The following is a 13473-nucleotide window of genomic DNA, read 5'->3' on the forward strand; positions in this document are numbered from 1 at the left end:
CCTGGAATGGCACCGCACCCATTGACGCTTCCAGTGGCGATCACCAACGCCATCGGCTCTCCCGTGCCGGGAACCGAAGAATCAATCGGGTCCTGCACATCATGGCCATCGTTTAGCTGCGAAACGACACACCCGGCCGTGGCTACTACCGGCGCAAACTAGCCGCCGGAAAGACGCCGATGGAAGCGCTGCGCTGCCTCAAAGACGCTTATCAGATGTCGTCTACAAACAACTCGTCCACGACACCAAACGCGCTACGGCGGCGAGCCCGGGAGGACACTCGGGGGCGACTCTGACATCCAGCGCGGCCGACCCAACCCCAACGATCGACTCTTCGGACAAGTCACTTCCCGGACCGCCACCAGCAAGCCTACCCCCTGCCGCAGCCACCCTCTTGACATAGAGGGGAGCCATGTGCGGACGTTAGTCGCGACGGAGCGTCGTCGAACTTGACGAGGGATCCGCCGGACTCGCCGGTGACGAGGTGCGGCGTCGAAGCTCTGCCCGAACGGTAGTGACCGTGCGTCGGCGCTGGTCGGGTAAAGGGTGACCGATCCGCGCTGGGCTGTTCGCCGCGGCGCGTGGTCGAGCGTCGGCTGCTGTACGTCCAGCCGGACGAAGGTGTAGGCGGTGGGGTCTAGCGGTGGGGCCATCCCTAACCCAGGCCTTCATACGGGCGTGGCAACCGGCGCTTGCTGGGTCGCTGCGTCTCCGATGGGGCTCCTGTGCCGGAGTAGTGCCTGACACGGCGGGACACTTCACGACATTGAAAAGCGGTGAAAATACCGGTTGACCTGCACTTATCGGCGCGGGATGGCACGCGGCGGCACTCGCTGATACGCCAGAGGGGCGGACTTGTAAACAGAAGGTCAGGGGTTCGAGCCCCCTTGGCGGCTCCGCATAACAGGCGTTTGACCTGCGATATTCCTGAAAATGGGGCAGGGTTTGCTGTTGTAAATGATCATGGGGGCTCCGTTGCGTCTCCATTTGCTCTGCTGTGCCGAACAGCCCGTGTGCTGCACGTTTGAAACCCGCCGGGCGGCAGGGCTGGCAGGCAGAGATCGTTCGTGCGCAACGGAAGCGCTCGGCGCCGACGACCCCGAGACGGGCCACCTGTCTACATCGGCGACGTCAGCCCGGCTTTGCCGCGGCTGACCGCCGTCGCCTGAAAGGCCGCCTCGAACCACTGGAACGACGCAGGAATTCGTTCGCGATCGCGCCGCCGCACCGACGTCGGCCGGGTCTGCTCGGGTGAACCCGAACTGGGCGGCGAGGTCGTGTTCCGTACGTTGATCAGCGTCGGCCGCGTCCGACACGCCGCCTGGCAAGTGACCTGGTCAGTCCAGCTGGTCGGCTTTGTTGATCATCGGTGGACCTGGGATGGTCGGTCCGCGGAGTGCCGCCGCGCTATTAATCCGTAGGTTCTGGGTTCGAGCCCCAGGCGGCCCACTTGATCGACATCCCCGCTGACCAGCGGGGATGTTCTTGTTTGTCGATCTTGCGAGCCGTGGCGTGATCTTGGGTGGGCTCCCGGTAAGCCCGTGATGGGCTCGGGGCCGCCGTGGCGGCGCCGAGGGTGTGTCGCAGCGGTCTGGAAATCGGTCTTCGGGCAGGTCGCAGCCAGGGCAGGTCTGGGGTGACCTGTCCTTCGCCGGGTCAGTGACCGTCCTTTCGCGGGTTGCTGCGGACTGCCCGAGGCGGAGTCGTTGTGGGCGGGTAGCCGCGTAGAGGGCAGTGACCAGCGGGTTAAGCCGCTGTGGCGGAGATGCCGGGGGTGCCGCGTAGCCGTGCGCCGGTGGCTTTCGCGGTGCTGAGGACGTGGTGGATGGTGGCTTCGGCGGCGCGGCAGGCCAGGTCGGGTAGGACGCTGACGTAGGTGTCGGCGGTGAGGACGATGCTGGAGTGTCCGAGCATGGCTTGGACGGTTTTGAGGTCGTTTCCGGCGGCGAGGGAAAGGCTGCCGGCGCCGTGCCGTAGGTCGTGCAGCCGGATCGGTGGCAGGCCGGATTCGTCGTTCAGGGCGCGGAATAGGTGGGTCAGATGTTGCGGGGTGAGCAGGCCGCCGGACCGGGTCGTGAACATGAACTCTTCGGATTCGGGGTCGATGATGTCGGCGGTGTTTTCCCGGTATTGACGGAGCAGGGCGATGGTCGCGCCGTCGAGACTGATGACCCGGTTGCTGGCCTCGCTTTTCGGACTGCCGATCTCGATGTGCCGGCCGTATTGGCGGATCTGGTGAGAGACGGTCAACAGGCCTTGTTCGAAATCGATGTCGCACCACCGTAACCCCGCCGCCTCGCCACGGCGGAGCCCGAACAATGCGATGAGATGAAACAGCGTATAGAGCGGGTGGTCGTGGATATACTCGAGGAATGCGCGGGTCTGGTCGACGGTCCAGACCGCGACCGGTGGTCGTTGCCCGGTGGCCCGCCATTGCGCGATCCGGGGCGCGGTCCACACGACCGCGTGCGGGCGCCTACCGGTGGGCACGTGGACGTGCCAGGCCGGGTTGGCAGGGAGGAGGCCGCGCCGCACGGCCGCGTTGAGGGCTGCTCGCAACGTCGCGTGGACGTGCCGCAGCGTGCCCGGCCGCAGTGGGTGCCCGGACACTCCGCCGTTACGGATGAGGTCGGCCACCATCGCCTGGATCCGGTCCGCGGTCAGTTCCCGCACCAGGACACCGCCCAGGCAGGGGATCAGGTAGGTTTCGATGTTGCTGCGGTAGGCGGACAAGGTGGTGCCCCGTAGGTGGACGAGGGTGGCCAGCCATAGGCGCAGCCACTGATCTACGGTCATCGTCGCGTCCGCCAGTCCTCGCTCGCCGGTTGCGCCGAACTGGTCTCGTTCGCTGTGGGCGGCCTCGGCGGTGGCGAATCCGCCACGCCGGAGTTGCCGTCGCCTGCCGTCCGGCCACGGTGTCACCTCGAGGCGGTAGTACCAGCTCCCATGCCCTTCTCGCGCCACGTCGGGACACGCCGTGCCCATTGGCCGTCCGGTCTCCCGGTTTCGGCATCCGCACCGCTTGAACACACCTGCCAGCGAATCCACGTGCGCCCTTCGAAGATCAATAGAATCCGACTCGGCCATCCTCGTGCCAAGGGAATCGGTCTAGCTTCGGGGTATGAACGCAGGGTTCGTCCCTGGCGCAGCGCCAGCTGGGTGACCGCGCATCGGGAAGCCTGTGGGTGCGCGGGTGAGGTGATTGGGAAGAAATGTCGACCGACTCGATACTCGGACCGGGCGAGGGACGTGATGGGCATGCAGCGCCGGTAGCCAGCCGGGTTTTGGTGACGCTTACGGCGGGGCTGGACGGCGAACTGTGGGTTGTCGTTGACGGTGCAGATCTCCAGCAGGTGGCGGCCAGGATCAGCGCGGCATCGACGTGCTGACCCGGGCGCGACCGACCGTGGCGACGGCAGCTGAACGTCCTAGACGGCCGCTGAGGGACATCGGCTGATGCCGTCCTGGGAGGTGGCGCCGCCGGGGGCCGTGGTCATGGCGTATGCCCGGCCCCGCCTTGCCGACGGCGCCCGGTACCGGCGAGGTTGACGCTACTTTGACGGGAAAGCCGTTCCTACACGCGGGGCGCTGTTACCGTCCTATGGCGCCAGAGCTGCGGCGAAACGCGTCGCGACCTCCGCGACGGCGGCACGTAGCTCGTCTCCGCCCTCGACGCCGAAGGCGAACGGTACGGTCGTCAACCACTCTTGCGCGTACATCGCGGGATTGCTGGTGCTGCCGACGAGTACGCAGCCGTCGCCGGCGGGGTGAAGCCGTCCCATCGGGGCTGGATCCAGGGCGCCACTTCGGCCGGCGGGACGCCGAACACGACGCGGGTGGGGAACTCCCACCCGGTACCCAGGTTCTCTTCCAACGCGGCGACCGGGTCGAGGTCGCCGGGCGGCTCGAACTCGTGCGTGGTCTGGGCGACCGAGCGGACCCGGTCGACCCGGTAGGTGCGGATCGCGTCCGCCGGATGGGAATGGCACAGCAGGTACCAGCGTCCGTGGCGGACCACGACCGCCCACGGGTCCACCTCGGCCTCCCACGCGTTGCCGCGCTCACTCCGGTACGAGATCAGCACCCGCCGCCGGGCGGCGACAGCGGCGACGAGCGCGCCGGTGATGGCGGGATCCGGGCGTGCCGAGGAGCGGTCGGACGCGGCTGTGGCGTGCTCGCGCAGGGCGGCCGCCTGCCGGCCGACGTTCTCGGGCAGTGCCTGGATGACCTTGCCAAGGGCGGCGCCGACCGGGTCGTCGGCTTCGGTGGCTTCCGGCTGGCCGTCGAGCACGGCCATGACCAGACCCAGCGCCTCGCCCGGGGTGAACACGATCGGCGGCAGCCGCGTTCCCCGCCGCAGCCGGTACCCACCGTGCGGTCCACGGGCCGATTCCACCGGGATGCCGGCCTCCCGGAGGATCCCGACGTAGCGGCGGGCGGCCCGCTCCGTGACGCCCAACCTCTCGGCGAGCTGGTCGGCCGTCGTTCCGGGACGCGCCTGGAGGATCTCCAGCGCGCGCAGCGCCCGGGCGGTGGGACTGAGCTCACTCGTCACACCGGCAAGCTAGTTGATCACGTCATGAACCGGAAGCAGAGTGTCCGGAATTGCCTCTAGCGTGAACCCCGACCGCTCGGGAGAAAGAGACCTGATCATGGACATCCTGCTCATCGCCGGCCTGTGGCTCCACGGATCCACCTGGGACGACGTCGCGGCCGCACTCCGGTCGCACGGCCACCGCCCGGTGCCGCTGACCCTGCCCGGCCAGGGTGACGGATCCGCCGCCACGCTCGAGGACCAGGTGGCGGCCGTGCTCGCCGCCGTGGACGCAGCCCCCGGCAAGCCCGCGGTGGTCGGGCACTCGGCCGCGGCCACCCTGGCCTGGCTGGCCGCGGACGCGCGTCCGGACAAGATCGCCAAGGTGGTCCTCGTCGGCGGCTTCCCGGCCGCTGACGGAAAGCCCTATGCCGACTTCTTCGAGCTGCGGGACGGCGTCATGCCCTTCCCCGGGTGGGAACCGTTCGAGGGACCGGACTCGGCCGACCTGGACGAGGAGGCCCGGCGCGCCTTCGCTGCCGCGGCGATCCCCGTTCCCGGCGGCGTGGCCACCGGCATCGTTCGGCTGAGCGACGAACGACGCTTCGACGTGCCGGTCGTCGTGGTGTGCCCGGAGTTCACCCCGACCCAGGCCAAGGAGTGGATCAGCGCCGGTGACGTGCCCGAACTCGCGCAGGTCAAGCACCTCGAGTTCGTCGACCTCTACTCCGGTCACTGGCCCATGCACACCCAGCCGGCCGAACTCGCCCGGCTGCTCGCGGCGGCGGCCGATCCGGTCTGACCCATGCTGCGGCCGGCGGCGAGCCGGCGAGAGCAGGGAGTCAAGCGCGTCGTACACGATCCGGCCGCTGGATGCCTCGACGTCCTTCGCGGAGGATTACGGCTCTGGAAGGAAAGTTGAGTACGGTTTGCCGCGGAGATCGAGGCTGGATTGGCAGCCGTCGGTGACGCGGCCCGCCGGCGCCCGCCACCGCATGGCCGCTCGAGGAGTACCCGCTGATCGGGGTGTTGACCTAGCTGCGCTGGGCCGGCTTCGCCGCCGGGAGCGTCCGCAGCGCGGCCGAAATCGTGGACACGGCGTCGTAGCCGTTGACCGCCCAGCCGTCGTCGACGTGGGCCAGCTCGAACCCGGCGCCGGTGAATGCCGTTTCGAGGTCCCGGAATTCCGGGTTGTCGCCGCGGAAGCGGTCGGCGCCGGACACGAGCGTCGACAGCAGCCCGAGCCGGCCGTCGGTGATGCTCTGCGAACGCAGCGCTCGCAGCCCGAGGTCCTCCAGCATCGCGTTGTCCTCCGGCGAGCGGACGCGGAGGCCGTCGGACGTGCTGACCACGGTGACCGACGTGGCCGCGCACCGGCCGCCGAGAAAGGCTTCGTCGAGGCTGAAGAGGAACCGGGCCAGGTCGCTGCCGCGGGCGATGTACAGGACTTTGACGTCCCTCGCCGTTCCGTAGACCCGCTGGGCGGTCAGCGGGACCGTGCTCGATTCGTCGGCGTCGAACTTGACCTCGGTGATCTTGCCGCCGAAGCGGCGCTGCATCATGGGGCAGCGCGGTGCACGGGTACTGGTCGGAGCCGCCGGTGGGCACCATGATGAAGTCCGGCCGGCGGGGCAAACCAGCGCGGCGCCGACCGGGGCGCGCCGTGGGCGATGTCCTGGACGGCGTGCCGTAGCAGCGCCGTGATCGGGGCTCCCGCGGGGCGTGCCGCAGAACGTCGAGGTTGAGCAGGTGCCGCCTGGCGTCGTAGATCGGTTCGCCCCCGGGCCGGGGCTGAGGCATACTCGGGATTGTTCGTTATGTCCGATTCCCTGGGGAGTACTATGCCGTCGTCCGTGCTGAACGTGTCCGTCGACTGCGCCGATCCGTACGCGTTGTGCCAGTTCTGGAGCCAGGTCACCGGCAAGCCGATCCCGGACATCGACCAGCCCGGCGACGACGAGGTCGGCTTCGAGCTGAACGACGGGACGGCGCTGCTGTTCCTGCGGGTTCCGGAGCCGAAGACGGTGAAGAACCGGCTCCACCTGTGCCTGCAGCCGGATGTCCCGCGCGACGAGGAGGTCGGGCGGTTGCTGGGCCTGGGTGCGACGGTCGTCGACGACCGTCGCAAGCCGGACGGCACCGGCTGGGCCGTGCTCGCCGACCCGGAAGGCAACGAGTTCTGTGTGCTGCGCAGCGCGGCCGAGCGCGCGGCGACGTCGTGACGGACTCGTTCGCCGTCAACAAGGTCAACTCGGACGAGCGCGCGGTGCTGCACGCGGCGTCGCCGGACTACGACTGGACCAGGTTCGCGGCGGATCCGGCGCATCTGAGCGGCGTCGAGCGGTTCGACCGGCCGCGTCGTGGTGACCTCACCGGGCTGCGCGCCCTCCACCTGCAGGGCCACATCGGCACGGGGTGACAACGGCTGGGCCACACCTGGTCTGGGCAGCAGGCCAAGGGCGCACCGACAGAATCGGCGATCAATGCCCCGACGCCCCGGGCACCGGGACGTCGACCTCGGACAACCAGGACCTCGTGGTCGTTTCGCTGTCGTCCTTCGGGGTACTCCTGTGGTTTGTAGGTGTGGCCAAGGAGGTCGGTGCGATGAGCACACACACCCACTCCCAGGGGCGTAGCAAACTGAGTGATCCGACGACGATGCCCACCGACATCACCGGGCGGTTGTCCCTGTTCGACCGGGTGGCCACCCATGCCGACCGGTTCGCCTCGCGGGCGTGGTTCTTCGCGACGTGCGTGCTGCTGGTCGTGGTGTGGGCGCCGTCGTACTTCCTGTTCGGCAGCGTCGACACCTGGCAGCTGATCATCAACACGGTCACCACGATCGTGACGTTTCTGCTGGTGGCGCTGTTACAGAACACGCAGAAACGCGCTGACGACGCCGTGCAGCACAAGCTGAACGCCATCGCCGAGGGCCTTGCCGGGCTGATGAGCCATCACGCCGGGGAGCGTATGGACCTGGCGGAGTGCCGGGCGGAGTTGCGCGCCGCGGTGGGCTTGGAGGACCGCGAAAGCGCGTGAACCTCCGCGGGCAGACGGCCGTGATCGCCGTGGACCCGAGGGTCCCGAGGCAGCGGATCCGGCTCGCCCGGACTCGAACAGCCGCCGAAGAGGCGCGGCCGGCGGGGACGCTCGTGGCCGGCCCGTCGGGCTCGGTCGCGTCGGGCGGCCTCGCCGGGCATCCGGACAAGGACGTCCGGCTGGCCGTCACGCGCGCCACGCACCGCTCGATGGTGCGCAGTGACGGCCGCCGCGGTCGGTTCGCGGGTGCCGCCGGTGGTGGGTTTGCCGGCTTCTACGGCGGCAGCTCCTGTGGCGGGGGCGGCGGAGTAGGCGGCGGAGGTGGCGGGGCTGCGGCGGTTGAGACGCTGACACGAGCGCCTGCGTCTCGCGCTTCGGTGACCGCACGCTGGAGCAGGCCGTCTTCGACGTGGCGCAGCTGAAGACGACCGGCCAGCCGCAGTGGCACGCCCCATCGTCGATCCGGCCAGGCTTCCATCGTCACGTCGATGGCTTCTCTGCGCCCCTCGGTTGTCCGCGTGTGACGCTCCGGAATGGTGCGAATACCGCAGGAGGGTGGCGTCCGACTCGACGGGCCGGGGTGGCCCAGGCGGCTGGGGGGAGGGGCCGCCCGGGACACCACGGCACTGTCCAAGACATCACGGTGGTCGAAACATGACGCGACCGCGCGTAAGTCGTCGCCGGCGCGCTCATCAGGATCGCCGCATCCGGGGTCGCGCTGCCGGGCTGCGAGTGCGCTTCGGTGCGGGTGGCGCGGCGGCTGATGGGGCAGGGCGTGGCGCCGGCGGCGGCGCTGACGTTCCTGCTGGCGGCACCGGCGGTGAACCCGGTGGTGCTGGTGGCCACGGTGGGTGGCGTTCCCGGGCAAACCGGAGATGGTGCTCGGCGATCGGCCGGTGGTGCGTGCCGGGCCGGAGTTGTCTCTGGTCAGTCAGATCTTCTGGTCGGGTCTTCCTACCGCGGTTGTCGCTCGTGGACGATGGATTCGTGATCTCGGTGATCTTCCGGCGACGAAACGGGTGCGCGGTCGGGCCCGCCAGCTCTGGCCGACGCGGCGAACATGGTCACCGAAAAGTGGAAGTCGCCGCGTTCGGCGCCGGCGGCGAGATCGGTCATCAACCGCTTGTGCTCTTCGTCGGTGATCCGGCCCTGCCGCTGGGCCTGCGCCGCCAGGTGGCCGACCAGCCCCCAGCCGCCCGTCGCGGGCTCCCAGATGATCAATGACCGTGCAACGATGCCTGTGACTTCGAGACCGGCCCCGGCCAGCAGTCCGGTCAGGCGCCGCCCTGCACCGGGGCTGGGCAGTTCCCCGTCCTGTGCTTTCTCGACCTCCCTGGCGACCAGGGGATCCCCGGGATGCAGAACCGTGGTACCCCAGTCCATGTCGATCACCACTACTCGCCCGTCCCGGCGCAGCACCCGCGCGAATTCGGCGGCGGCGTCCGCAGGCCGATCGAGATGCTGGAAGACTCTCTCGCATCGGATGACATCGACGCTGCCCTTACCGAACGGCAACGCTTCCGCGGTCCCGTCGACGAATTCGGCGAGAGAATCGTTCGTCCGGCGGCTTGCCTCGGCGCGCAACCGCCCGCTCGGCTCGACGCCGAATGCCTCCGCGCCGGCGCAGGCGAATTCCCGGACCTGCTCGCCAGTGCCGCACCCGACATCGACCGCGCGTTCACCGGGCTTCACGGCCGAGACGTCCAGCGCCCACGAGCGCAGCTCCCGGACGGCCGGATGCCTGGCGAGCGCGTCCAGCCAGATGATCTGGCGCCCCACCGTCTCGGCGTCCTGTTCTTCTTGCCAGGAGAACCCTTGCGTCATCTCGCACCGCCTTTCTGGACGGACCGTTCCATCTGAGACCGTAGCTCCGCCCGACGCGCTTATCGCTGTGACAAAAGGAACCCGCCATGCCGGTGGCACCGGCGTACCTTCGGAGCGTGCCTATGTCCGCTCCCGCCCGGATCCGGGCGGGAGCGGACGTGCTCAGTCGAGCTGTCGGCAGTATCGGACAGCCAGATCGCTATGAGCAGGTCGAGCATGCCGGTGATCGCCACGACCCCAGGCTCCGTCCTGGGGATTCGCCACCGATGTCGCAGGCCGGGACCCACGCGTGGCGGGCTCGTTCGTCCGGCGGAGTATCGAGCTTGTAGATCACTGGGCTTGGGCCGACCTGGCCTGTCGGTCGACGTAGCCAGCCTCATAGCGAACCGCCCGGGTTCGGTAGAGACTCCTTACAGGTCAGGCGACCAACGGGGTTGGCCCCTGGGGACCTTCCCCTGGCCGGGCGAAGGGGGCGGGTCCAGTCCGGCCTGCGCGAGGCACAGCCGGCGGCCTTTTGGTGTGCGGCATTCTGAAGTGGCCCCGATGGGGCCCGGACGTGCCAGTCCCGCTCGGCGGCCCTGTCCGGTAGGGACCCGGCGGCAGCGGGCGGCAGGTGGCGCGTAGCTCGGCTGTCTGCTGCTGCTGCTGCAGCTGCTCGATCGCGTCGCCGACGTCGTGCCCGGCCTCTCCCAGCTGCTTCCACAGCGCAGTTCGCGTTCGGCGAGCGGGAGGATCTGCTCGGCTCGGGGCCCCAGGTACTCGCCCAGCAGCCGGGCTCGGCGGCGCTGCACGCGCATCAGCTCCAGGTGCGGGTGCGGGTGCAGCCGGGTCATGCCGCCGGTGACCGGGTTGTCCTGCGGGCCGGGGTCGGCGGGGCGTCGGTGCTCTCGGTACCGCTCGTCCAGCCGGGGTCCCCAGTACTTCGGATCATCCGTGCCCTCGGGGAGTCGGAAGCCGTCTTCGACGCCGTCTTCGGCTTCGAGGAGGGCGGCCTTGAACCGGTCGAGCGCCTCGGCGTAGCGGTGGTGCGCGCTTTGGCGGGAGATGCCGGGTCGTCGCCGATCATGTCGAAGGTCGCGCTGGAGATCAGCTCGTAGACCGCGACCAGGTTGACGAAGTCTTCGATCCGGGAGCGGAGCCGGTCGGCGTCGTCGATGCTCGTGCGGTCGGGCAGTGGCCGGTGCTGGCCGCCGCTGGTGGTCAGCTCGTTTGGCGGGTGCCGGGATGAGGGTGCCGTCGAGGATGACGTGGGTGTCGCCCCGGGCGCGCCGGTCAGTGTGGACGTGGCGCAGGTCGGGGGCGTGGGCGGCGAGGGCGGTGATGGCTTCGTGCAGGTAGCGGTAGGTGGTGGCGATACTGGTGCGGTGGTCGCGCTGCTGGTGTTCGCGTGCTTCTCCGGCGGGATGTACGTCTACCTGGTGCTGCGGACCCCCGCGCGATCCCCGAAGGCACCGAAAGCCCCGAAGGCCGCGAAGGCGGCGAAGGCGGCGAAGGTCAGCTGACCTGGGACGACGGCGCGGCGAAGGTGTTGCAGTCGGCGATCCGGTTGCTCGTCGCGCCCGCCCGCCACCAGGACGCGTAGTGCGCGTTGGTGCCGTGGTCGTGGCTGCGGGAGGTGTTGTCGCCGCGGGTTTCCTGGTCGTTCCAGGCCTTGTTGTACATGTCGCGGGTGACGGTGCCGCCCTGGTCGACGTGCGCGCCGAGGAACATCCCCGAGAAGCACTGGGCCTGCAGTTCCTTGCGCCGTGACATCTCCAGTCCGGCGGGGCTGTTCTGGCCGGCTTCGTAGATCTTCTGCCAGGCCGCGTCCATCAGCCCGGCGACCTCCTGGACGTGGTGGCCGTATTCGTGGGCGATCAGGGCCAGGTAGACGCCGGGGTTGTTGCCGTACTGGTCGGTCTGCAGGCCGCGGAACGGGACGTACAGGTTGTTTTCGCAGTAGTACGCGGCGGTCGCGATGCCGACCTGGATGGTGCCGCACTCGGTCTCGAAGCTGGCGCCGGTCGGGAAGTGCAGCGCCGGCGGCGTGAACGGCAGGTGGTAGGTCTGGAGGAACGGGCCCCACGCGCCGTCGAGGCACTTGCTGGCGGCGGTGAAGAACGCTTCCGCGCCCGCCTGCGTGCTCTGCCAGGTCGGCAGCGTGCAGACGCGGTTCTGCAGGCCGGCGTTGGGGTCCTGCAGGATCGGGTGGTCGGCCAGCTTGAGGATCTTCTGCGGACCGGTCGCGGAGGGGTTTGACGCCGAAGCCGGCGCCCCCGCCCCACCGGACCGCAGCGGCGCGGGCGCGTCCTGGGCGGACGGCGTGTCCCGGAGGTTCGGGTTGGCCAGCGGCGTCCCGGTGCGGTTGAGGGCCACGATCGCGACCAGCCCGAGCACCAGCACGGCCGCCGCCCCGAGACATACGCCGATCACTGCCACCGGCGAGCGGCGCTTCGGTGCGGACACGGTGTGCGGGCGGCCCAGCCAGGGAAGATCCGGTTGCGCATCCGGCACCGGCGGCGGCTGGACGGTTCCGCGAGGCGGTACCCGGCCGGGGGGCGGTTGCGTCACTGGGCAGTCCCGAAGGGTCTCGGTACGGACCGGGGGCACCCGACCCCGCCATTCAGCCGACCGGGGGAACGGGGCCTCTCGCACCCATCCGTGCGAACGCGGTCACCACGCACGGACGTCACCCCAGGTCTGGCCGGGCGCAACCGGCTCTGAGCGTGAGTTCTAACCTCACTTTCGCCGGTGCGGCGCAGCCGCTGGCACAGGTCGATGCCGTCGCTGTCGGGCAGGCCGAGGTCGAGCAGGATCATGTCCGTCGGGGCCGCGGACAGGGCCGCGGACAGGGCCGCGGCCCCGGTCGGGGCATGGTCGGTGGTGAAGCCGTAGCGGCCGAGCCCTTCGCGCAGCGGCTGGGCGATCCGCTCGTCGTCCTCGATGATCAGTACCCGCATCTCACCAGCCTCTCCCTCCCCAACCACGGAAGGCGAGGCAGCGGGGTTCAGTTCGGCGGAGATCGCGCCCCGCCTGTGCAGGCCAGGGTTCCGGCAAAGTCTTTGGCCTGGTTGCAGGGCGGGCACGGCGAGGGCTGTGGCCACGTCGCCGTGCCTCACGGTGACCACGTCGACTACGTCCACGACGGGCATCGTCACGCCGGCCGCGACGACCACTACGACGAGCACTGAAACCCGCGTCGGTTGCCGGTGCCGAGATAACGAGAAGGCCACCCCGGGGGCGTGCCCCGGGGTGGCCTTCCTTCGATCGTGATCAGCTCAAGGTCAGTGCGGTGTCGTCGAGGCAGAAGGAGGACTGCAGGGACGAGTCTTCGGTGCCGGTGAAGGTCAGCGTCACGGTCTGCCCGGCGAACGCCGAGACGTCGACCGTGTGCTGCTGGTAGCCGGTCGCCTTGTCCAGGTTGGAGTAGGTCGCCAACGTGGTCGAGCCGGCCTTGGCCGTGAACTTGTCGTACTGGGTCGTGGTGGTGGTTTCGGCGGTGTCGACGTGCAGGTAGTAGCTGAGGGTGGCGTGGCAGCCGGCGGGGATGGTGACCGGCTGGGAAACTGTGTCGGTGTGGGTGCTGCCGTAGCCGTCGAGGTAGGCGAGGTAGGTGCCGGAGTGTGGCGCCTCACCGTCGGCGGAGGTGGTGATCACGCCGCTGCTCGCGGTCCACGACGTTGCGCCGCTCTCGAAGCCGGGGTTGGCCAGCTTCTGGCCTGAGCAGCCGCCACCGCCGGTTGGGTTGATCGTCCAGCTGAAGGTGGTGCTGCCGGTGGCGCCCGAAGAGTCCTTCGCGGTCGCCGTCACCGACGAGGTGCCCGCGGTGGTGGGGGTGCCGGAGATGAGACCCGAAGTGCTGATCGACAGCCCGGCGGGCAGGCCGCTGGCGGTCCAGGTGTAGCCGCCGCTGCCGCCGGTGGCGGACAGCTGCAGACTCGCTGCGGTCCCGACGGTGCCGGTCTGGCTGCCGGGATTGTTCGCGGTCACCGGGCCGGGGCCCGAGCCGCCGCTGGTGAAGGCGGCGGTGCCGTTGGGGGTGCCGAGCCCGGTCGGGCCGTCCCAGCCGGCGCCGGCCTGGCACTGCACGGTCACCG

General features: G+C 69.6%; 13 protein-coding genes and 2 pseudogenes. 7 read left to right on the forward strand and 8 right to left on the reverse strand.

Annotation, left to right across the window (positions count from 1 at the left end):
- Positions 1 to 20 precede the first annotated feature (20 nt).
- On the forward strand, positions 21 to 116 hold the full coding sequence (locus tag CF165_RS53925) for a transposase (RefSeq protein ID WP_369126872.1): 96 nt from the start codon (positions 21 to 23) through the stop codon (positions 114 to 116).
- 1630 nt (positions 117 to 1746) lie between these two features.
- Here CF165_RS53925 and CF165_RS46010 read toward each other — a convergent pair.
- Together CF165_RS46010 and CF165_RS46015 are read right to left on the reverse strand one after the other, a co-directional pair.
- Complete coding sequence (locus tag CF165_RS46010; protein ID WP_158226934.1) at positions 1747 to 2922, reverse strand: tyrosine-type recombinase/integrase; 1176 nt, start codon at positions 2920 to 2922, stop codon at positions 1747 to 1749.
- Positions 2923 to 3697: 775 nt separating this feature from the next.
- Entirely contained in the window at positions 3698 to 4555 is an 858-nt protein-coding gene (locus tag CF165_RS46015; RefSeq protein WP_205661185.1) for a helix-turn-helix transcriptional regulator, read from the reverse strand.
- A gap of 97 nt (positions 4556 to 4652) precedes the next feature.
- On the opposite strand from CF165_RS46015, the gene CF165_RS46020 reads away from it, so the two are divergent.
- Positions 4653 to 5336, forward strand: coding sequence for an alpha/beta fold hydrolase (locus CF165_RS46020; RefSeq protein WP_093953938.1), 684 nt, complete (start codon positions 4653 to 4655; stop codon positions 5334 to 5336).
- Between the two features lie 232 nt (positions 5337 to 5568).
- Here the strand turns inward: CF165_RS46020 and CF165_RS46025 are convergent, their stop codons facing one another.
- A complete protein-coding gene (locus CF165_RS46025; protein ID WP_240522129.1) occupies positions 5569 to 6096 on the reverse strand; it encodes a hypothetical protein in 528 nt (175 codons plus the stop codon).
- 279 nt (positions 6097 to 6375) lie between these two features.
- On the opposite strand from CF165_RS46025, the gene CF165_RS46030 reads away from it, so the two are divergent.
- From CF165_RS46030 to CF165_RS46050, 4 genes and pseudogenes are all read left to right on the forward strand, one after another.
- Positions 6376 to 6756, forward strand: coding sequence for a VOC family protein (locus tag CF165_RS46030; RefSeq protein WP_093953932.1), 381 nt, complete (start codon positions 6376 to 6378; stop codon positions 6754 to 6756).
- A complete protein-coding gene (locus CF165_RS46035; protein WP_338023712.1) occupies positions 6753 to 6953 on the forward strand; it encodes a hypothetical protein in 201 nt (66 codons plus the stop codon). Before CF165_RS46030 ends, CF165_RS46035 begins: the two co-directional genes overlap by 4 nt.
- Before the next feature lie 185 nt (positions 6954 to 7138).
- Positions 7139 to 7573 (forward strand): low affinity iron permease family protein, encoded by a 435-nt coding sequence (locus CF165_RS46040; RefSeq protein WP_205661186.1) that lies wholly within the window; start codon positions 7139 to 7141, stop codon positions 7571 to 7573.
- A 706-nt stretch (positions 7574 to 8279) separates the two neighbouring features.
- Positions 8280 to 8457, forward strand: a pseudogene (locus tag CF165_RS46050) (permease); the annotation flags it as partial.
- Positions 8458 to 8527: 70 nt separating this feature from the next.
- Here the strand turns inward: CF165_RS46050 and CF165_RS46055 are convergent.
- On the reverse strand, positions 8528 to 9397 hold the full coding sequence (locus CF165_RS46055) for a methyltransferase domain-containing protein (RefSeq protein WP_093953933.1): 870 nt from the start codon (positions 9395 to 9397) through the stop codon (positions 8528 to 8530).
- 806 nt (positions 9398 to 10203) lie between these two features.
- On the opposite strand from CF165_RS46055, the gene CF165_RS46060 reads away from it, so the two are divergent.
- Positions 10204 to 10494: a hypothetical protein gene (locus tag CF165_RS46060; protein ID WP_143268851.1), complete on the forward strand. Its 291-nt coding sequence runs from the start codon at positions 10204 to 10206 to the stop codon at positions 10492 to 10494.
- 75 nt (positions 10495 to 10569) lie between these two features.
- Here the strand turns inward: CF165_RS46060 and CF165_RS53220 are convergent.
- The 4 genes and pseudogenes from CF165_RS53220 to CF165_RS46085 form a co-directional block, all read right to left on the reverse strand.
- Positions 10570 to 10767: pseudogene (locus tag CF165_RS53220) on the reverse strand (IS5/IS1182 family transposase); the annotation flags it as partial.
- Positions 10768 to 10891: 124 nt separating this feature from the next.
- Entirely contained in the window at positions 10892 to 11890 is a 999-nt protein-coding gene (locus CF165_RS46070; protein WP_093953936.1) for a neutral zinc metallopeptidase, read from the reverse strand.
- A gap of 53 nt (positions 11891 to 11943) precedes the next feature.
- A complete protein-coding gene (locus tag CF165_RS53930; RefSeq protein ID WP_439098556.1) occupies positions 11944 to 12528 on the reverse strand; it encodes a response regulator in 585 nt (194 codons plus the stop codon).
- A gap of 121 nt (positions 12529 to 12649) precedes the next feature.
- On the reverse strand, positions 12650 to 13473 hold an 824-nt coding region (locus CF165_RS46085), incomplete at its 5' end, for an Ig domain-containing protein (RefSeq protein ID WP_240522130.1).

Origin of the sequence: Amycolatopsis vastitatis (assembly GCF_002234595.1) — a bacterium.
In the GTDB taxonomy this organism is placed as follows: domain Bacteria; phylum Actinomycetota; class Actinomycetes; order Mycobacteriales; family Pseudonocardiaceae; genus Amycolatopsis; species Amycolatopsis vastitatis.